Origin of the sequence: Pseudomonas sp. R1-43-08 (genome assembly GCF_003852255.1) — a bacterium.
Lineage (GTDB): Bacteria > Pseudomonadota > Gammaproteobacteria > Pseudomonadales > Pseudomonadaceae > Aquipseudomonas.
The window spans coordinates 4,194,393-4,212,316 of the sequence record NZ_CP027734.1 but is presented as its reverse complement, the minus strand read 5'-3'; the positions used below and the strand labels follow the sequence as shown (position 1 = coordinate 4,212,316).

The window sequence follows — 17,924 nt, the reverse complement described above, 5'->3', positions numbered from 1 at the left end:
TTGTGGGCGTAAGAAAATAGCCTGCGGCACATCGGGTAACGCCCGGAAATGCTTGAGAAGGAACGCTTCAATCCTGGCGCACCACTGATCAGGCAACGGCCCTGGGGGGCTCAAGAATCAGTGAGGAGGGCTTGGTATGTGGAGCTCAGGAATATCTGCGCCAGGTGCTGGACGCATAAATCATGTACCGGTCATTGCGCGTAGGGAGTCAGCTCCCCCCGAACCTGCTGGTGAAGTGTCCGCGGTCAAGACATTACTCAACCAGTTGTTCGATGCCGAACAAGGCTCCAAGACCCAGACGGCTCAGGATTTGCGCGACAAGTTGAATGAGCTGCGCCAGAAACTGGGTGATGAGAAATTCAAGGAAGTGCTTAACAAGCTGATCCAGGAAGCGGATGACAAATTCCTTGAGTTCCTCAAACGGATGCTGGAGGAATGGTTTCCCAATGATGATGTAGCACCGCCTGCCCCGCCGCCGCCGGGAGGTCGCGGTGGTGGAGGAGGTGGCGGCGGTAGAGTGAGCCCGGAGGGATTTGGTCCTGTCGAGTCCATGAGCAACAAGCCGATTACCGAAGGCTCAAAGCATTTCAATTACAAGCCTGATAACAGTAATCCGGGGAAAAAGCCGGACAATATCTGGAGTGGCTTCAGCCAGGGGCCTGATGGCAATTGCGTTACCGTTTCTGCAATAAAGGCCGCCATGATGCATTTCGGCCAGAAACCGACAGACATTTACAAAAGTGTGAAAGAGACCGCCAATGGTTACGAGGTGGTCATGAGGGACAGCGACAAGGTCTACAAGTTAACCAAGGACGAATTGCAACAAGCGGCAACCTATGCACGATTTAAGGGTGATGATCCACAAATGATGACGGATGCCAACTTCATGTTTGCGATGAGTGCCAAGCGGGCACAAATGGAGAACAACGATGGCACGGCTGGGAAGGGTTTTATTGAAGCGATGAAAAGTGTGAACGATGGTGAGTACTCTCGTGAAGGGTTAGACCGTTTGGGGCTCAGGAATCATTACAGGCAGGCTACGGATGCCGACTTGCGAAGCAGCAAGGTGGGTACAGTCGCGTACGGGGGGCATTCCATGGCGGTGATCAACGGGCGGGTTGAGTTGTGGGGCCGTCGAGGCGGTGTGCCTCAGGCGGGTATCGCAACCGTATTGTTTTAGCCGCGCACGAACGTTTCACCAGGCAAAAGAAAGCCCCCGATACACCAGAGGCCTATCGGGGGCTTTTCAGCCTTGGGGTCAAACCCAGGGCGTGCTCAGCTTATTGGCAAGCCTCACAATCCGGCTCATCAATCGCACAAGCCTTCGGCACTGGTGCCGGGCCGGCTGGCGCAGCGAGTACCGAATCGTCGCCGTGGTTGCCGCTGGAAACAGCGTTCAGCTTACCGGTGTTGATGGTCGACTTCTCGGTGCTGGTCGCGGCCAGGGCACGGAGGTAGTAGGTGGTTTTCAGGCCACGGTACCAAGCCATGCGGTAGGTCACATCCAGCTTCTTGCCTGAAGCGCCGGCGATGTAGAGGTTCAGGGACTGCGCCTGGTCGATCCACTTCTGACGACGGCTGGCGGCGTCAACGATCCACTTGGTGTCCACTTCGAACGCAGTGGCGTAGAGCTCTTTGAGCTCTTGCGGGATGCGCTCGATCTGCTGCACCGAACCGTCGTAGTACTTCAGGTCGTTGATCATCACCGAGTCCCACAGGCCGCGGGCTTTCAGGTCGCGGACCAGGTACGGGTTGATCACGGTGAACTCGCCCGACAGGTTCGATTTCACATACAGGTTCTGGTAGGTCGGTTCGATCGACTGCGACACGCCAGTGATGTTGGCGATGGTCGCGGTCGGTGCGATGGCCATGATGTTGGAGTTACGAATACCTTTCTGCACACGGGCACGTACTGGCGCCCAGTCCAGGGATTCTTCCAGGTCAACGTCAATGTACTTCTGGCCACGTTGCTCGATCAGGATCTGTTGCGAATCCAGCGGAAGGATGCCCTTGGACCACAGCGAACCCTGGAACGTCTCGTAGGCGCCGCGCTCGTCGGCCAGGTCGCAGGACGCCTGGATCGCGTAGTAGCTGACCGCTTCCATGGACTTGTCGGCGAACTCGACGGCAGCATCCGAACCGTAAGGAATGTGCTGCAGATACAAAGCGTCCTGGAAGCCCATGATGCCGAGGCCCACTGGACGGTGCTTGAAGTTGGAGTTCTGCGCCTGTGGCACCGAGTAGTAGTTGATGTCGATCACGTTATCGAGCATGCGTACGGCGGTGTTGACGGTGCGCGCAAGCTTTACGGTGTCCAGCTTGCCGTTGACGATGTGGTTCGGCAGGTTGATCGAGCCCAGGTTGCAAACGGCGATCTCGTCCTTGTTGGTGTTCAAGGTGATCTCGGTGCACAGGTTCGAGCTGTGGACCACGCCGACGTGCTGCTGCGGGCTGCGCAGGTTGCACGGGTCTTTGAAGGTCAGCCATGGGTGGCCGGTTTCGAACAGCATGGACAGCATTTTGCGCCACAGGTCTTTGGCCTGGATGGTCTTGAACAGCTTGACCTTGCCTGGGTACTCGGTGAGGGCTTCGTAGTACTCATAGCGCTCTTCGAAGGCCTTGCCGGTCAGGTCGTGCAGGTCCGGAACTTCGGATGGCGAGAACAGGGTCCACTTGCCGTCATCGAAGACACGCTTCATGAACAGGTCAGGGATCCAGTTGGCGGTGTTCATGTCGTGGGTACGACGACGATCATCACCGGTGTTCTTGCGCAGCTCGATGAACTCTTCAATGTCCATGTGCCAGGTTTCCAGGTAGGCACACACAGCGCCTTTGCGCTTGCCACCCTGGTTCACGGCAACGGCGGTATCGTTCACTACTTTGAGGAACGGCACGACGCCCTGGGATTTACCATTGGTGCCCTTGATGTACGAACCCAGTGCACGCACCGGCGTCCAGTCGTTACCCAGGCCACCGGCGAATTTGGACAGCATGGCGTTGTCGTGGATCGCGTGGTAGATGCCCGACAGGTCATCCGGCACGGTGGTCAGGTAGCAGCTCGACAGCTGTGGACGCAGGGTGCCGGCGTTGAACAGGGTCGGCGTGGACGACATGTAGTCGAAGGACGACAACAGGTTGTAGAACTCGATCGCACGGTCTTCTTTGTGCTTCTCTTCGATCGCCAGACCCATGGCCACGCGCATGAAGAACACTTGCGGCAGTTCGAAGCGGATCCCGTCCTTGTGGATGAAGTAACGGTCGTACAGGGTTTGCAGGCCCAGGTAGGTGAACTGCTGGTCGCGCTCGTGGTTGATCGCCTTGCCGAGTTTTTCCAGGTCGAAGGTGGCCAGGATCGGGTTCAGCAATTCGAATTCAATACCCTTGGCGATGTAGGCGGGCAGCGCCTTGGCGTACAGGTCAGCCATCTCGTGGTGGGTGGCGCTGTCGGCCACGCCCAGGAAACCCAGGCCTTCGGCGCGCAGGGTGTCCATCAGCAGGCGCGCGGTGACGAACGAGTAGTTCGGCTCACGCTCGACCAGGGTACGGGCAGTCATCACCAGGGCGGTGTTGACGTCGGTCAGGGCCACGCCGTCGTACAGGTTCTTCAGGGTTTCGCGCTGGATCAGGTCGCCGTCGACTTCTTCCAGGCCTTCGCAGGCTTCGGTGATGATGGTGTTGAGGCGGCCCAGGTCCAGCGGCGCAAAGCTGCCATCGGCCAGGGTGATGCGGATCGAAGGATGCGCCTGGACGGATTCGGCGGCCGGCGCGTGCACGGCACGTTCCTTGGCGCGGGAGTCACGGTAGATCACGTAGTCACGGGCAACTTTCTGCTCGCCGGCACGCATCAGGGCCAGTTCGACCTGGTCCTGGATTTCTTCGATGTGGATAGTGCCGCCCGATGGCATGCGGCGCTTGAAGGTCGCGGTCACTTGTTCGGTCAGGCGTGCAACAGTGTCGTGGATGCGCGACGAGGCGGCAGCGGTGCCGCCTTCAACTGCAAGAAACGCTTTGGTGATGGCGACGGTGATTTTGTCATCGGTGTAAGGAACGACAGTGCCGTTACGCTTGATCACGCGCAATTGGCCAGGTGCAGTGGCGGCCAGATCCATATTCGAATCAGCGGCCTGCGGCACGGAGCCCTGCGGGTTCTCGCGAGTTGTGTCGGTTTGCATGGGGGGTTGTCTCCACGTTCTATATTTGATTGCGAGTGCCAGGCTTTCCTGCAACACCCGTACCGTTTTCCATGACTTGGATGAAAAACAGCTGCCATCCGCGTGAGCGGTTTGGTCTACTGATAATCGGTTGGTTCCACGCTGTGCCAGCAATAAAGCGCTTGAATTTCGAGCTGCTTATGTGGTTGGGCGCTTATTTCCAAAACCCTACATGTAGGGTCTCTGGAAGTGCCGAGGTACAAGATAATGCGTTTTCGGGGGCTTAGCAACGCACTACCTGTGGATAACGCTGTGGGTAAAATGTGTATGAATCATGGAACGCCCGTGTAGGCCGCAGTACTGCTGGATTACGCCGCCTGTCACTGAATATTTCCAGGCAAAAACTGTCGGTTGGATTTTTGAGGGCGCGAACCCTATCACAAAAAAACGCCATGACCGAATGGATTTCCAGGCTTGTGTTCAGGGGTTGGCCCGTGGCTACAATCGACCCTCGTTATGCCCTCAATACATGACAACCAGGGTATGCCTCGACCGTGTCGACCATCAGCATTTCTTATAACAATGAGGACACCGCGTGGAGCAAGAACCCTGGCAGATATTGATTGTCGAGGACGACGAGCGGCTGGCCGAGCTGACTCGCGAATACCTGGACAGCAACGGCCTGCGGGTGTCGGTGGAGAACGACGGCGCCCAGGCCGCAGCGCGCATCGTCGCCGAACAGCCGGACCTGGTGATCCTCGACCTGATGCTGCCGGGCGAAGACGGCCTGAGCATCTGCCGCAAGGTGCGCGAGCGCTATGAGGGCGTGATCCTGATGCTGACGGCGCGTACCGATGAGATGGACCAGGTGCTCGGCCTGGACCTGGGCGCCGACGACTACGTGTGCAAACCTGTGCGCCCGCGCTTGTTGCTGGCACGCATCCAGGCCCTGCTGCGGCGCAGCGAGCCGGCGTTACCGGTTGTGGTGGAAAACCAGCGCCGCCTGCAATTCGGCCCGCTGGTGGTGGACAACGCCTTGCGCGAGGCCTGGTTGCACCAAAAGGGTATCGAACTGACCAGTGCCGAGTTCGATCTGCTGTGGCTGTTGGTGGCGAATGCCGGGCGCATTCTCTCGCGCGAAGAAATCTTCATTGCCCTGCGTGGCGTTGGCTACGACGGCCAGGATCGCTCGATTGATGTGCGCATCTCACGTATTCGCCCGAAGATCGGCGATGACCCGATCCACCCGCGCCTGATCAAGACCATCCGCAGCAAAGGCTACCTGTTCGTGCCTGAAGCCGCCGCCGATATGCCCCTGTGAACTCGATCTTCCTGCGCATCTACGGCGGCATGTGCGCCGCGCTGATCCTGGTCGCGTTGCTGGGCGTACTGGCGCTGCACTTGCTCAACGATGTGCGCAGCGACCAATACCGCGAGCGCCTGGCCCACGGCACCTTTGCGCTGATGGGCGACAACCTGCAGCCCATGAGCGCCCTCGAGCGCCAGCGCGCGTTGGCGGTGTGGGAACGATTGCTGGGCATCCCGCTGCAGTTGCGCACCTTCGCTGATGCACAGCTCGACCTGAGCCAGCGCAAGCGCCTGCAACGTGGCCAGGTCCTGGTGGAACAGACCGGTCCTCATGCCGCGCGCGTAGTGCGCCTGGTCAGCGAACCGGAGCAATTGGTGCTCACCGGCGAAGTGCAGCAGATCAGCGAGCAACTGGCCCGCGCCACGATCTACCTGCTGGCCGACGAACTGGTGCGGTTCCCGGTGGCCGAGCAGCCGCAACGTTTGGCTGATCTCAAGCAGGCCAAGGGTTTTGGTTTCGAGATGCACCTGATGGCCCTCGACCAGGCCGATATGGACGACGACCAGCGCCGTCGCGTGGCGGAGGGCGATACGGTGATGGCTCTCGGCAAGGGCGGCGACTCGATCCGCGTGTTCGCCGGCATGGTCGGCACGCCGTGGGTGCTGGAGATCGGCCCGCTGTATCAAATGAACCCGTACCCCGCGCAATGGCTGGTCCTGATCGCCCTGATCGGCCTGACCCTGATCGGTTTGATCGTCTACCTGTTGGTGCGCCAGCTCGAGCGCCGGCTCAAGGGGTTGGAGGCGGCGGCCACGCGTATCGCCAAGGGCAATCTGGAAGTTCGCGTACCGGCCCGTGGCGCCGATTCGGTGGGGCGGCTCGCGGCCGCGTTCAATGGCATGGCCGAGCACCTGCAACAATTGCTGGCGATTCAGCGTGAACTGGTGCGTGCGGTGTCCCACGAGCTGCGCACGCCGGTAGCGCGCCTGCGCTTCGGCTTGGAGATGCTGGGCGATGCCACCACGGCCGAGGCACGGCGCAAATACCTGGAGGGCATGGACGGGGATATCCAGGACCTCGATGGCCTGGTGGATGAAATGCTCACTTATGCGCGCCTGGAGCAGGGCGCGCCGGCGTTGAACTTCCAGCGCGTCGACCTCGATGCATTGCTCGATCAGGTGATCGGCGAATTGTCGCCACTGCGCCCGCAGGTCAGCGTCAGCCGGGGTAACTGCCTGTCATCGGCGCATTGGCAGGATGCCTGGGTCGATGCCGAGCCCCGCTACCTGCATCGCGCGCTGCAGAACCTGGTGAGTAACGCCATGCGCCACGCCAAGGGCCAGGTGCTGATCAGTTATCAGGTGGGGCAGGTGCGTTGCCGTATCGACGTGGAAGACGATGGCCCCGGCGTGCCGGAAAGCGCCTGGGAACGCATCTTCACACCCTTCCTGCGCCTGGACGACAGCCGCACCCGCGCCTCGGGCGGGCATGGCCTGGGCCTGTCGATTGTGCGGCGGATTATCCATTGGCATGGCGGGCGGGCGCTGATCAGCAAGAGCAATAACCTGGGCGGCGCGTGTTTCAGTCTGAGCTGGCCCAGGGATCAGGAGAAACCCTGATATTGCCATGCATTCCAAATGTGAGAGGGGGCTTGCCCCCGATGACTGTCTATCAAGCGCCGACAGCCACCAGGCTCAACAACTGCTCCCCCTCCACCGCAAACTGCCCAACCAGCTCCTTGCCATGACACCACTCACTGGACAGGTCCGTCAGCAACCGCAGCCGCACCTGCCCCGCCAGTGACCATTCCACCACCTCGGCATGCTCAAAATAGAAGCGCTTCTGCACGATCGGGTAGAGCGCCTTGAACAGACTTTCCTTGGCCGAAAACGTGAGTGTCACCAGCAAGGCGATTTGCTCACGGGGCAGGGCCGCCATGCGCTGCAGTTCATCCACGGTGAGAATTTCCCCCGCCAGGCGTTCCGCCCGTTCCAGCGCCAGCAGGTTCTCCAGGTCCATCCCCAGCCCGCGCCATTGCGCCTTATGCCCGACAATTGCTGCGGCGTGCCCGGTGCTGTGGGTAATGGAGCCACTGATATGCCCTGGCCAGATCGGCGCGCGGTCCTCACCGATGGCCGGGATGCAGTCGAGATTATCCAGTCGTTGCAACGCTTCACGGGCGCACAGGCGGCCGGCGAGGAATTCCGCCTGGCGCTTGGCCACCGAGCGCTGGATGCTCGCCGGTGGCGGCACGGCGCTGCGCTGAAAATCCTCAGGGTTCAATAAGGCCGGGTCGAAACGCGTGCTCAAGAATACGGTGCCAGGCAAGGGCGCAGGCAGCGGCCAATGGGCATCGAGTGGGGTACAACAGGCGGGTAGGGGCATCATGCGCGACATTTTGCCGAGTTGGCGCGCCAGTGCATAGCCCGTTGCGGTCAAGGCCAGGTTCAAAGCCTGTTCAGGGGGAGTTCAGGGGCGCTTGCGTAGTCTGGACGTCACAGCCTGAATGCGTACGAGGTAACGACCATGACTGCGATCAAGAAGCTGATGTTGGCGTTGACCATGCTCAGTGCCACCGCCGGCGTGCAAGCCAGCGATAGCAGCTTTGCCGGCTTTGGCCGCGAGAAGAACAGGAAATCCAGCAACCTGATCCAGCGGGTCAGCTTCGAAGAGGTGAGCATCCAGGCCGCCCCGTGGGGCCAGTCGCTGAGCGCTGGCGTCCCAAAACCGGGCTACCGCACCGGCTACGCGCTTGAGTCGGGCCACTACAATGGCATTAAACTGCGCCCGCAAGACGTGCAGGGCCGCTATGATATCCCTCGGTCGGACTGTTGAATTGCCTTGGAGAGCCTTATGAAATTGCTGGTGGTGGAAGATGAGGCGCTGTTGCGTCATCACCTGTTTACCCGCCTGACCGACAGCGGCCACGTCGTCGAGGCTGTGGCCAATGCCGAGGAAGCCCTATACCAGACCGGCCAATTCAACCATGACCTGGCGATCATCGACCTGGGCCTGCCCGGCATGGGCGGCCTGGACCTGATCCGGCAACTGCGTACCCAGGCCAAGACCTTTCCGATCCTCATTCTTACCGCCCGTGGCAACTGGCAGGACAAAGTCGAAGGCCTGGCTGCCGGTGCCGACGACTATGTGGTCAAACCGTTCCAGTTCGAAGAGCTGGAGGCGCGGATGAACGCCTTGCTGCGCCGCTCCAGCGGCTTTACCCAATCCACCATCGTTGCCGGCCCACTGCTGCTGGACCTCAATCGCAAGCAAGCCTCGCTGGATGAGCAGCCGCTGGCGCTGACCGCCTATGAGTACCGGATCCTCGAGTACCTGATGCGCCATCATCAACAAGTGGTGGCCAAGGACCGCTTGATGGAGCAGCTGTATCCCGATGACGACGAGCGCGACCCGAACGTCATCGAAGTACTGGTCGGTCGCCTGCGCCGCAAGCTGGAAGGGCCGGCCGGGTTCAAGCCGATCGACACCGTGCGGGGCCTGGGCTACCTGTTCAATGAGCGCTGCCGTTGATTCGCTCGCTACGCGTGCGCCTGATGCTGGCCGCCGCCACCCTGGCGGTGCTGTTCATGCTGGGCTTGCTGCCCGCCATGCAAGGCGCGTTCAGCCTGGCGTTGCAGGATTCTATCGAGCAACGCCTGGCGTCAGATGTAACCACCTTGATCTCTGCGGCACGCGTGGAAAATAACCGGCTGCTGATGCCGGCGCAGCTGCCCGATGAGCGCTTCAACCTGACCGATAGCCGCCTGCTCGGTTATATCTACGACCGTGAAGGCCACCTGGTATGGCGCTCGCGGGCGACCCAGGAAGAAAACATCAACTACAAGCCGCGCTACGATGGGCGCGGCAATGAATTTGCGCGGATTCGCGAGGCCAACGGCCAGGAATTTTTCGTCTACGACGTCGAGGTCCGGTTGCTGGGCGGCAAAAGTGCGGCCTTCAGCATCGTCGCCCTGCAACCGGTGCGCGAGTACCAATTGACCCTCGAAGGCCTGCGCGAGAATCTCTACCTGGGGTTCGGCGCGGCGTTGCTGGTGCTGCTGACGTTGCTGTGGCTTGGCCTGACCTGGGGCCTGCAGGCCTTGCGGCGGTTGAGCCAGGAACTGGACCAGATCGAAGGCGGCACCCGCGAAAGCCTCAGCGAAGAACATCCCCGGGAACTGCTGCGCCTCACCGGTTCCCTCAACCGTTTGCTGCACAGCGAACGCGAGCAGCGTGCGCGCTATCGCGACTCTCTGGATGACCTGGCCCATAGCCTGAAAACCCCGCTGGCGGTACTGCAGGGGGTCAGCGAAGACATGGCCCAGCGCCCCGAAGAACGCAGCCAGGCCTGGGTGCTGCAATCGCAGATCGAGCGCATGAGCCAGCAGATCGGCTATCAATTGCAGCGCGCCAGCCTGCGCAAGAGCGGCCTGGTACGCCACCAGGTCCGCCTGGAACCGGTGCTGCAAAGCCTGTGCGACACGTTGGACAAGGTTTACCGGGACAAACGCGTCACCGTCTCCCTCGAGCTGCCCGATGAGTGCGACGTGCCCATCGAGAAAGGCGCCCTGCTCGAAATGCTCGGCAACCTGCTGGAAAATGCCTATCGCCTATGCCTGAGCGAAGTGCGCATCAGTCTGGTGGAAAACCTTGAAGGTATTGAGTTGTGCATCGAAGACGACGGCCCCGGCGTACCACCGGATCAGCGCGCGCGGATTCTGCAGCGGGGCGAGCGGCTCGACCGTCAGCATCCAGGGCAGGGGATCGGGCTGGCGGTGGTCAAGGACATCATTGAAAGCTATCACGCACGACTGACCCTGGGTGATTCGGCGCTGGGGGGCGCGGCGTTCAGGATCCATTTTCCGGCCGTGTGATCGGTAGTGACTGGGCAAGCCCTAATGCCAGTCAGTTAAGCGTACACCACCGTCAGTAGGAGCGAGCTTGCTCGCGAAAAACGTCAACGATAACGCGTGCTTTCTGAATGAACGCGGTGCCTGTGAGTTTTTCGCGAGCAAGGGCTAGCCGCCCGCCTCGTTCCTACAAAAAGCCTTAACTGACTGGCATTAGGGCAAGCCCCCGATGAGGCCCTCTGCCACAACACTCTTCTAACTCTCCTGCGCCCGATAGGCCCCCGGCGTCAGCCCCGTCCACTTCTTGAACGCCCGATGAAACGCCGACGGCTCGGAGAAGCCCAGTTGTTCGGCGATCTCTTGTAATGACAAATCCGCTCGCCCCAAATGGTAGATGGCGATGTCCCGCCGCAGCTCATCCTTGAGTGCCTGAAAACTGCTGCCTTCTTCGCGCAAATGCCGACGCAGGGTCTGTGGGCTGATATGCAAGTGCTGGGCAACGGCTTCCAGGTCTGGCCAGGGCGTGCGGTCGCGGCTCAACAGGCGGCGCAACTGGCTGCTCAAGCTGTCGCCTTCATCCGGGCGTGACAGCAGGTCGGCGGGGGAGCGCTCGAGAAAGTGCTTGAGGGTGCGCTCGTCCTGCAACAGCGGCAGGCTCAAGTAGCGGGCGGGGAACACCAGGCTGCTGTTCGGTGCACCGAATACCAGGGGGCAGGGGAACAACAGGTCATATTCATTGGCGTGTGGCGGCATCGGGTAGCTGAACGTGGTCTGGTGCAACCGGATGCGCTGGCCGATCAGCCAACTGCCCAGGCGATGCCAGATCACCAGCAGGCATTCGCTGAGAAAGTGGTCCGGGTCCCAGAGTTGCGAGTCGTCCAGGCTCAAGCAGGCCATGTCGCCTTCCCGTGTCAGCTGCCAGCGCGGGCCGTGTGGGAATAGGCTATAAAACAATAAGCCGCGTTCCAGCGCTTTTTCCAGCGTGCGGCAATGAATCAGCGCATGGCACATCATGGCAAAGGTGCCGCGCTTGCTTGGCCCGTCGGCGAAACCCAGGTATTCGTCATCCAGCGCCAGCCAGAGCATTTGCAGCAACCGGGTAAATTGCTCCGGAGCGATACGCGCACGGGGTTCGCTCAGCAGTTCGGGGGTGATGCCCGCCTGCTGCAACAGGCCCGAGTAGTCGTAACCGCCCCGACGCGCGCCCTCCAGGGCGGCGCGGGCGAAGTGACTGGCGATGGTGCGTTCACGCATGACAGGGCCTCGTCCATGGGAGTGGCGATGGTAGTCATCACCCGCCGAGGCGACAAGGCGGATATCCGCCAAATTGTAGGACGCGATTGGGCAGCTAGGCGGAAATCCGCCACCTGGTTCGTGTCCAGAGCAGGCCCCGGTAAACCTTCGGGCCTGATGCCTAAAGGCCTTCAGGGTGTTTAGCGTAAAGTGGCGCGCCGTTTGCAGTAAGGATGACAGCGCAGGCTTGTTCCTACAGGTCTCGCAAACAACAAATCCCTCCAGTGCAGGAGGGTTCGCAATTCAAGTGTCGTGGGCAATGGCGGATATTTGCCACACGGGACGATTGAGGAACTTTGCAATGACGACTCGTCAGCCAATCTACAAATCCCTGTATTTCCAGGTGATCGTTGCAATCGTTATCGGTATTTTGCTTGGTCACTTCTACCCGCAGACCGGCGTGGCCCTCAAGCCACTGGGTGACGGCTTTATCAAGCTGATCAAAATGGTCATCGCCCCGATCATCTTCTGCACCGTGGTCAGCGGCATCGCTGGCATGCAAAGCATGAAATCGGTCGGCAAGACCGGCGGCTATGCGTTGCTGTACTTCGAAGTGGTTTCCACCATCGCGTTGCTGATCGGCCTGATCGTGGTCAACGTCGTGCAACCGGGCGCCGGCATGCACATCGACGTGGCAACCCTGGACGCTTCCAAAGTCGCCGCCTACGTGACGGCCGGTAAAGACCAGAGCATCGTCGGCTTTATCCTCAATGTGATCCCTAACACCATCGTCGGCGCCTTCGCCAACGGCGACATCCTGCAAGTGCTGATGTTCTCGGTGATCTTCGGTTTCGCCCTGCACCGCCTGGGTGCCTACGGCAAGCCGGTGCTGGACTTCATCGATCGCTTCGCCCACGTGATGTTCAACATCATCAACATGATCATGAAGCTCGCGCCAATCGGTGCCCTGGGCGCGATGGCATTCACCATCGGCGCTTACGGTGTGGGTTCCCTGGTGCAGTTGGGCCAGTTGATGATCTGCTTCTACATCACCTGCCTGCTGTTCGTGCTGGTGGTGCTCGGCGCTATCTGCCGCGCCCACGGTTTCAGCGTGATCAAGCTGATCCGCTACATCCGTGAAGAGCTGCTGATCGTGCTGGGCACGTCGTCTTCCGAATCCGCACTGCCACGCATGCTGATCAAGATGGAGCGTCTGGGCGCGAAGAAATCCGTGGTCGGCCTGGTGATCCCAACCGGCTACTCGTTCAACCTTGACGGTACCTCGATCTACCTGACCATGGCCGCCGTGTTCATCGCCCAGGCGACCGACACGCACATGGACATCACTCACCAGATCACCCTGCTGCTGGTGCTGCTGCTGTCCTCCAAGGGCGCTGCGGGTGTGACGGGCAGTGGTTTCATCGTACTGGCTGCCACCCTGTCGGCCGTCGGCCACTTGCCGGTTGCCGGCCTGGCGCTGATCCTGGGTATCGACCGCTTCATGTCCGAAGCCCGTGCGCTGACCAACCTGGTGGGTAACGCAGTGGCCACCCTCGTTGTGGCCAAGTGGGTCAAGGAACTGGACACCGACAAGCTGCAAAGCGAACTGGCGTCCGGCGGTACCGGTATCTCCGACACTCGCCAGGAAGACGACCTGGGCGTGGCCGAAGGCCCTGCACCTGTCATCAAGTAAGCCACTGATGGCGTGAACCTGCGCCGCTCGGTTATCCGCAAACGCCCCGACCTGTTCGGGGCGTTTGCGTTTGTGCGCGGTGACTTTCGAGCTTTTGGTTTACATTACGTGGATGCTCCACCAAAGGCCCGGTGAAGACCTGTCTTCACAAGAGAGCCTCCTCAGCCTGAGCCAATCTGTGCGCACCGAACCGCGTGACCTCTTGCAACAGATTGCTCGCCCCTAACCATGCAATGAACAGGCGGGCGTGCCCATGATTACCCTGAAACTCAACGGCCAAGACCATCAACTGGACGTCACCGAGGATATGCCGCTGTTGTGGGCGATTCGCGATGTGGCGGGCTACAACGGCACCAAGTTCGGTTGCGGCATGGGCCTGTGCGGCGCCTGCACCATTCACATCGACGGTTCGCCCGCGCGCAGTTGCATCACCCCGATCGGCGCGGTCAAAGGCCAGGCCATCAGCACCATCGACAACCTGCACACCGATCCTGTCGGCCAGGTGGTGCAGCAAGCCTGGCTCGACACCGCCGTGGCCCAATGCGGCTATTGCCAGGGCGGGCAGATCATGTCGGCTACCGCGTTGCTGAAAACCCACCCCAACCCCAGTGATGAACAGATCGAAGAGGCCATGGTCGGCAACATCTGCCGCTGCGGCACCTACAATCGCATCAAGACCGCGATCCGTCAGGCGGCCACGCACCTGGGGGCCAAGGCATGAGCCGGTTACCCGCTGATCTCGTGCTGAATAACCTCAGTCGTCGCGGCTTTCTCAAAGGCGCGGGCGCCACCGGTGCGCTGGTGATTGCCGCCAGCTGGGGCTTGCCTGACGCTTTCGCAGCTGATGCGGTCAAGCCATATGGCGGCGATGCAATGCCCCATGGGCTGATCGACGACCCCAAGGTCTACGTCAGCATCGCCACCGACGGCACGGTGACCGTGGTCTGCAACCGTTCCGAAATGGGCCAGGGCGTACGCACCAGCCTCAGCCTGGTGGTGGCCGATGAGCTGGAGGCCGATTGGGCCAAGGTGAAGGTCCAGCAAGCGCCGGGTGATGAGGTGCGTTATGGCAACCAGGACACCGACGGCTCGCGCAGCATGCGCCATTGGTACGAGCCGATGCGGCGTTGCGGCGCCAGTGTGCGGGCGATGCTGGAGCAGGCCGCTGCCGAGCAGTGGAAGGTCCCGGTCAGCGAGTGCCGTGCGCAATTGCACAAGGTGATCCACCAACCGAGCGGTCGTGAGCTGGGCTATGGCGAGTTGGCCACTGCGGCCGGTGCGCTGGCCGTTCCCGCACGCGACAGCCTGCGCCTCAAGCAGCCGACGGAATTTCGCTATATCGGCAAAGAAGGCGTCAAGGCCATCGATGGCGTCGACATCGTCAACGGCAGCGCCGTCTACGGTGCCGACGTGCATTTCGACGGCATGCTCTACGCCATCATCGCACGGCCGAAGGTATATGGCGGCAAGGTCAAATCCTTCGATGCCAGTGCCGCGATGAAAGTCCCTGGCGTGATCAAGGTGCTGGAAATCGAAAGCCGGCCGATCCCCTCCGAATTCCAGCCCCTCGGTGGCGTGGCCGTGGTGGCCAGCAATACCTGGGCGGCGATCAAGGGCCGTGACGCGCTGAACATCGTGTGGGACGACGGCGTCAACGCCGGCTACAACTCCGTCGATTACCGCAAGGAGCTGGAGGCCGCCGCCCGCCAGCCCGGCAAAGTGGTGCGCAACACCGGCACCCTCGACCAGGCCATGGGCGATGCCGACAGCACCTTGGAGGCCGCCTACTACCTGCCGCACCTGGCGCAGTCGCCGATGGAGCCGATGGTCGCCGTCGCCCGTTTCGACAAGGGCCAGTGCGAAGCCTGGGCGCCGAGCCAGGCACCGCAAGTCACTCGCGAGCGCATCGCTGAGCGCCTGGGCGTGCCCTTCGATAACGTCACGGTGCACGTGACCTTGCTGGGCGGTGGCTTCGGGCGCAAATCCAAGCCGGACTTCATCATCGAAGCCGCCGTGCTGGCCAAACAGTTTCCGGGCAAAGCCGTGCGCGTACAGTGGACCCGTGAAGACGATATCCACAATTCCTACTTTCATACCGTGTCCGCCGAATACCTCAAAGCCGGCCTGAATAAAGACGGCCTGCCTGCCGCCTGGCTGCACCGCACGGTAGCGCCGAGCATTACCGCGCTGTTCGCGCCGGGCATGAACCACGAAGCGGCATTCGAACTGGGCATGGGCTTTACCAATATGGCTTACGCCATTCCCAACGTGCGCCTGGAAAACCCTGAAGCGGCGGCGCATACCCGTGTGGGTTGGTACCGTTCGGTGTCAAACATTCCCCACGGTTTTGCTATCCAGAGTTTTGTCGATGAGTTGGCGCACAAGGCCGGCCAGGACCCGTTGCAGTACCAGCTCAAGTTGCTCGGCCCGGACCGCCGGATCGATCCGAAAACCTTGAGCGACGAGTGGAACTACGGCGAATCCCCCGAGCGTTACCCGATCGACACCGCGCGCCTGCGTGGCGTACTGGAAACTGCCGCCAAGGCCGCCGGCTGGGGGCGCAAGCTGCCCAAGGGGCGTGGTCTGGGGCTGGCGGTGCACTACAGTTTCGTCACCTATGTGGCAGCGGTGATCGAGGTGGAAGTCAAAGACGACGGCACGCTGATTGTGCACAAGGCCGATATCGCCGTGGACTGCGGCCCGCAGATCAACCCGGAACGCATCCGCTCGCAGTTCGAGGGCGCGTGTGTGATGGGCCTGGGCAACGCGGTGCTGGGCGAGATCAGCTTCAAGGACGGTAAGGTCCAGCAGGACAATTTTCATATGTACGAAGTGGCGCGCATGTCCCTGGCGCCCAAGCAGATCGCCGTGCACCTGGTGACTCCGACCGGCGAGGTGCCGTTGGGCGGTGTCGGCGAGCCCGGCGTACCGCCGATTGCGCCGGCGTTGTGCAACGCGATCTTCGCAGCGACCGGCCAGCGCATCCGTAACCTGCCGGTACGCTATCAATTGCAGGGTTGGCAGGAGGCGAAGGCCTGATGGACAGTGTGGATCTGAATGTCTTGCGCAGCGTGCTGCAATGGCGCCGCGCCGGGCAACGCGTGGTGTTGTACAGCGTGGTGCAGACGTGGGGCAGTGCGCCGCGCCCACCGGGGGCGATGTTGGCCTTGCGCGGCGACGGGGTGGTGATCGGTTCGGTGTCCGGCGGCTGCATCGAGGACGACTTGATCGCACGCCTGCAGGATGGCCGTTTACCCGCCGACGGCCCGCCCGTGCAGCTGGTGACCTACGGCGTTACTCGCGATGAGGCGGCGCGTTTTGGCCTGCCCTGCGGCGGCACCCTGCGCCTGACCGAAGAACGGGTGGAAGAGTGGGCCTGGGTGGAGCAATTGCTGGCGCGCTGCGAGGATCATCAGATTGTCGCGCGGGAGCTGAACCTGGCCACCGGCAAAGTGACCCTCAGCCCTGCGAGCAAGACCGATGTGGTGACCTTTGACGGCCAGTGCCTGCGCGCCATCTATGGGCCGCGCTGGCGCCTGCTGCTGATCGGCGCTGGGCAACTGTCGCGCTACGTCGCGGAAATGGCGCGCCTGCTCGACTTCGAAGTGCTGATCTGCGACCCGCGCGAAGAGTTTGTCTACGGTTGGGAGGAACAACACGGCCGCTTCGTGCCGGGCATGCCCGATGAAGCGGTGTTGAATATCCAGACCGACGAACGCACGGCGGTTGTCTGCCTGACCCACGATCCGCGCCTGGACGATATGGCTTTGCTCACGGCGTTGAATTCCAGCGCGTTCTACATTGGCGCCCTGGGCTCGCGGGTCAATACGCTGAAACGTCGGGAAAACCTGGCGGCGCTGGGCTTGTCGGCGGACGCAATCGCGCGCTTGCATGGGCCCATCGGTTTGCACATCGGCAGCCATACGCCGGCGGAAATCGCACTGTCGCTCATGGCGGAAATCGTCGCGATCAAGAACGGCGTGGCGCCCTTGCAGAAAAAGCCGCTGCCGGTGGCTGCACAGTGACAGTGACGGCAATAGTGCTGGCGGCGGGGCAGGGCAGTCGCTTCCGCGCTGAGGCCGGTGCCGACCGGGATAAATTGCTGGCCGATTGCGTCGGCCTGGACGGCGTGACACGAGCGGTTATCGAGCAGGTGTTGGTGAACCTGCCGGCGACGCTTGTTGAGCGTTGGGTGGTGACTTCACCGGAACGCCTTGAGGTGATTCGGTTGGCAGAGGCACATGATTGTAAGGTCCTGCTGCTGGAATCGGCCGGTATGGGCGATAGCATTGCCGCCGCTGTCACGGCCAGTGCTTCGGCAGAGGGCTGGCTAGTGGTACTGGGGGATATGCCGTTTATTCGTTCCGCGACGATCGAGCGTGTGCTGGCCGATCCGGGAAGCATCACTGTGCCGGTGCATGCCGGACAGTATGGGCATCCAGTCGCTTTCGGCCGTGTATTTGGGCCTGCATTGATGGCATTGGCCGGCGACCGTGGCGCGAAGGCTTTGTTTGCACTGGCACAGGTGCGAGGCGTGCCGGTGGATGATCCGGGCGTGCTATGGGATGTGGATGTGCCGCAACAGTTGAGTTTCAGCGCCGACTGATGTGGGAGGGAGCAAGCCCCCTCCCACCTTTGAACAGCCGTGTGTTTGATTTTTTTGCAAAAAAAAGCCCCGCCTGATTGCT

Annotated in this window: 14 protein-coding genes; 11 read left to right on the top strand and 3 right to left on the bottom strand. The window is 61.4% G+C overall.

The window, feature by feature from the left end:
- Window positions 1-136 precede the first annotated feature (136 nt).
- Window positions 137-1,180 carry a hypothetical protein gene (locus C4J87_RS19240; RefSeq protein ID WP_124368043.1) on the top strand — a complete coding sequence of 348 codons (1,044 nt, stop codon included), beginning with the start codon at window positions 137-139 and terminating at the stop codon, window positions 1,178-1,180.
- Window positions 1,181-1,280: 100 nt separating this feature from the next.
- On the opposite strand, the gene C4J87_RS19235 is transcribed toward C4J87_RS19240, so the two are convergent.
- Window positions 1,281-4,172 carry a ribonucleoside-diphosphate reductase subunit alpha gene (locus C4J87_RS19235; protein WP_124368042.1) on the bottom strand — a complete coding sequence of 964 codons (2,892 nt, stop codon included), beginning with the start codon at window positions 4,170-4,172 and terminating at the stop codon, window positions 1,281-1,283.
- Window positions 4,173-4,746: 574 nt separating this feature from the next.
- On the opposite strand from C4J87_RS19235, the gene C4J87_RS19230 reads away from it, so the two are divergent.
- Window positions 4,747-5,472 carry a response regulator gene (locus C4J87_RS19230; protein ID WP_124368041.1) on the top strand — a complete coding sequence of 242 codons (726 nt, stop codon included), beginning with the start codon at window positions 4,747-4,749 and terminating at the stop codon, window positions 5,470-5,472.
- A complete protein-coding gene (locus C4J87_RS19225; protein ID WP_124368040.1) occupies window positions 5,469-7,079 on the top strand; it encodes an ATP-binding protein in 1,611 nt (536 codons plus the stop codon). The genes C4J87_RS19230 and C4J87_RS19225 overlap by 4 nt, the downstream gene beginning before the upstream one ends.
- Window positions 7,080-7,131: 52 nt before the next feature.
- Here the strand turns inward: C4J87_RS19225 and C4J87_RS19220 are convergent, their stop codons facing one another.
- Window positions 7,132-7,848, bottom strand: coding sequence for a 4'-phosphopantetheinyl transferase (locus C4J87_RS19220; protein ID WP_124369011.1), 717 nt, complete (start codon window positions 7,846-7,848; stop codon window positions 7,132-7,134).
- A gap of 138 nt (window positions 7,849-7,986) precedes the next feature.
- Between C4J87_RS19220 and C4J87_RS19215 the strand changes: the two genes are divergently transcribed.
- The 3 genes from C4J87_RS19215 to C4J87_RS19205 are packed head-to-tail and all read left to right on the top strand — an operon-like array spanning window position 7,987 to window position 10,334.
- Window positions 7,987-8,295, top strand: coding sequence for a hypothetical protein (locus C4J87_RS19215; RefSeq protein WP_124368039.1), 309 nt, complete (start codon window positions 7,987-7,989; stop codon window positions 8,293-8,295).
- A gap of 18 nt (window positions 8,296-8,313) precedes the next feature.
- Window positions 8,314-8,991: a response regulator gene (locus tag C4J87_RS19210; RefSeq protein ID WP_010208358.1), complete on the top strand. Its 678-nt coding sequence runs from the start codon at window positions 8,314-8,316 to the stop codon at window positions 8,989-8,991.
- Window positions 8,988-10,334 (top strand): ATP-binding protein, encoded by a 1,347-nt coding sequence (locus C4J87_RS19205; RefSeq protein WP_124368038.1) that lies wholly within the window; start codon window positions 8,988-8,990, stop codon window positions 10,332-10,334. Before C4J87_RS19210 ends, C4J87_RS19205 begins: the two co-directional genes overlap by 4 nt.
- 231 nt (window positions 10,335-10,565) lie before the next feature.
- Here C4J87_RS19205 and C4J87_RS19200 read toward each other — a convergent pair whose 3' ends face one another.
- The gene (locus C4J87_RS19200) at window positions 10,566-11,564 is read right to left on the bottom strand and encodes an AraC family transcriptional regulator (protein WP_124368037.1); all 999 of its coding nucleotides are present in this window, start codon (window positions 11,562-11,564) and stop codon (window positions 10,566-10,568) included.
- Window positions 11,565-11,904: 340 nt separating this feature from the next.
- On the opposite strand from C4J87_RS19200, the gene C4J87_RS19195 reads away from it, so the two are divergent.
- From C4J87_RS19195 to C4J87_RS19175, 5 genes are all read left to right on the top strand, one after another.
- On the top strand, window positions 11,905-13,236 hold the full coding sequence (locus C4J87_RS19195) for a dicarboxylate/amino acid:cation symporter (RefSeq protein ID WP_124364023.1): 1,332 nt from the start codon (window positions 11,905-11,907) through the stop codon (window positions 13,234-13,236).
- A gap of 253 nt (window positions 13,237-13,489) precedes the next feature.
- Window positions 13,490-13,957 (top strand): (2Fe-2S)-binding protein, encoded by a 468-nt coding sequence (locus tag C4J87_RS19190; protein ID WP_124368036.1) that lies wholly within the window; start codon window positions 13,490-13,492, stop codon window positions 13,955-13,957.
- Entirely contained in the window at window positions 13,954-16,275 is a 2,322-nt protein-coding gene (locus C4J87_RS19185) for a xanthine dehydrogenase family protein molybdopterin-binding subunit (RefSeq protein WP_124368035.1), read from the top strand. Before C4J87_RS19190 ends, C4J87_RS19185 begins: the two co-directional genes overlap by 4 nt.
- Complete coding sequence (locus tag C4J87_RS19180) at window positions 16,275-17,261, top strand: XdhC family protein (RefSeq protein ID WP_124368034.1); 987 nt, start codon at window positions 16,275-16,277, stop codon at window positions 17,259-17,261. Before C4J87_RS19185 ends, C4J87_RS19180 begins: the two co-directional genes overlap by 1 nt.
- Window positions 17,258-17,842: an NTP transferase domain-containing protein gene (locus C4J87_RS19175; protein ID WP_124368033.1), complete on the top strand. Its 585-nt coding sequence runs from the start codon at window positions 17,258-17,260 to the stop codon at window positions 17,840-17,842. Before C4J87_RS19180 ends, C4J87_RS19175 begins: the two co-directional genes overlap by 4 nt.
- Window positions 17,843-17,924: the final 82 nt, after the last annotated feature.

What these genes read in the sequence shown, in the direction of transcription:
- C4J87_RS19240 (WP_124368043.1), top strand. Translation starts at nt 137, where the DNA reads ATGTGGAGCTCAGGAATATCTGCGCCAGGTGCTGGACGCATAAATCAT.
- C4J87_RS19235 (WP_124368042.1), bottom strand. Translation starts at nt 4,172, where the DNA reads ATGCAAACCGACACAACTCGCGAGAACCCGCAGGGCTCCGTGCCGCAG.
- C4J87_RS19220 (WP_124369011.1), bottom strand. Translation starts at nt 7,848, where the DNA reads ATGATGCCCCTACCCGCCTGTTGTACCCCACTCGATGCCCATTGGCCG.
- C4J87_RS19215 (WP_124368039.1), top strand. Translation starts at nt 7,987, where the DNA reads ATGACTGCGATCAAGAAGCTGATGTTGGCGTTGACCATGCTCAGTGCC.
- C4J87_RS19210 (WP_010208358.1), top strand. Translation starts at nt 8,314, where the DNA reads ATGAAATTGCTGGTGGTGGAAGATGAGGCGCTGTTGCGTCATCACCTG.
- C4J87_RS19200 (WP_124368037.1), bottom strand. Translation starts at nt 11,564, where the DNA reads ATGCGTGAACGCACCATCGCCAGTCACTTCGCCCGCGCCGCCCTGGAG.
- C4J87_RS19195 (WP_124364023.1), top strand. Translation starts at nt 11,905, where the DNA reads ATGACGACTCGTCAGCCAATCTACAAATCCCTGTATTTCCAGGTGATC.
- C4J87_RS19190 (WP_124368036.1), top strand. Translation starts at nt 13,490, where the DNA reads ATGATTACCCTGAAACTCAACGGCCAAGACCATCAACTGGACGTCACC.
- C4J87_RS19185 (WP_124368035.1), top strand. Translation starts at nt 13,954, where the DNA reads ATGAGCCGGTTACCCGCTGATCTCGTGCTGAATAACCTCAGTCGTCGC.
- C4J87_RS19180 (WP_124368034.1), top strand. Translation starts at nt 16,275, where the DNA reads ATGGACAGTGTGGATCTGAATGTCTTGCGCAGCGTGCTGCAATGGCGC.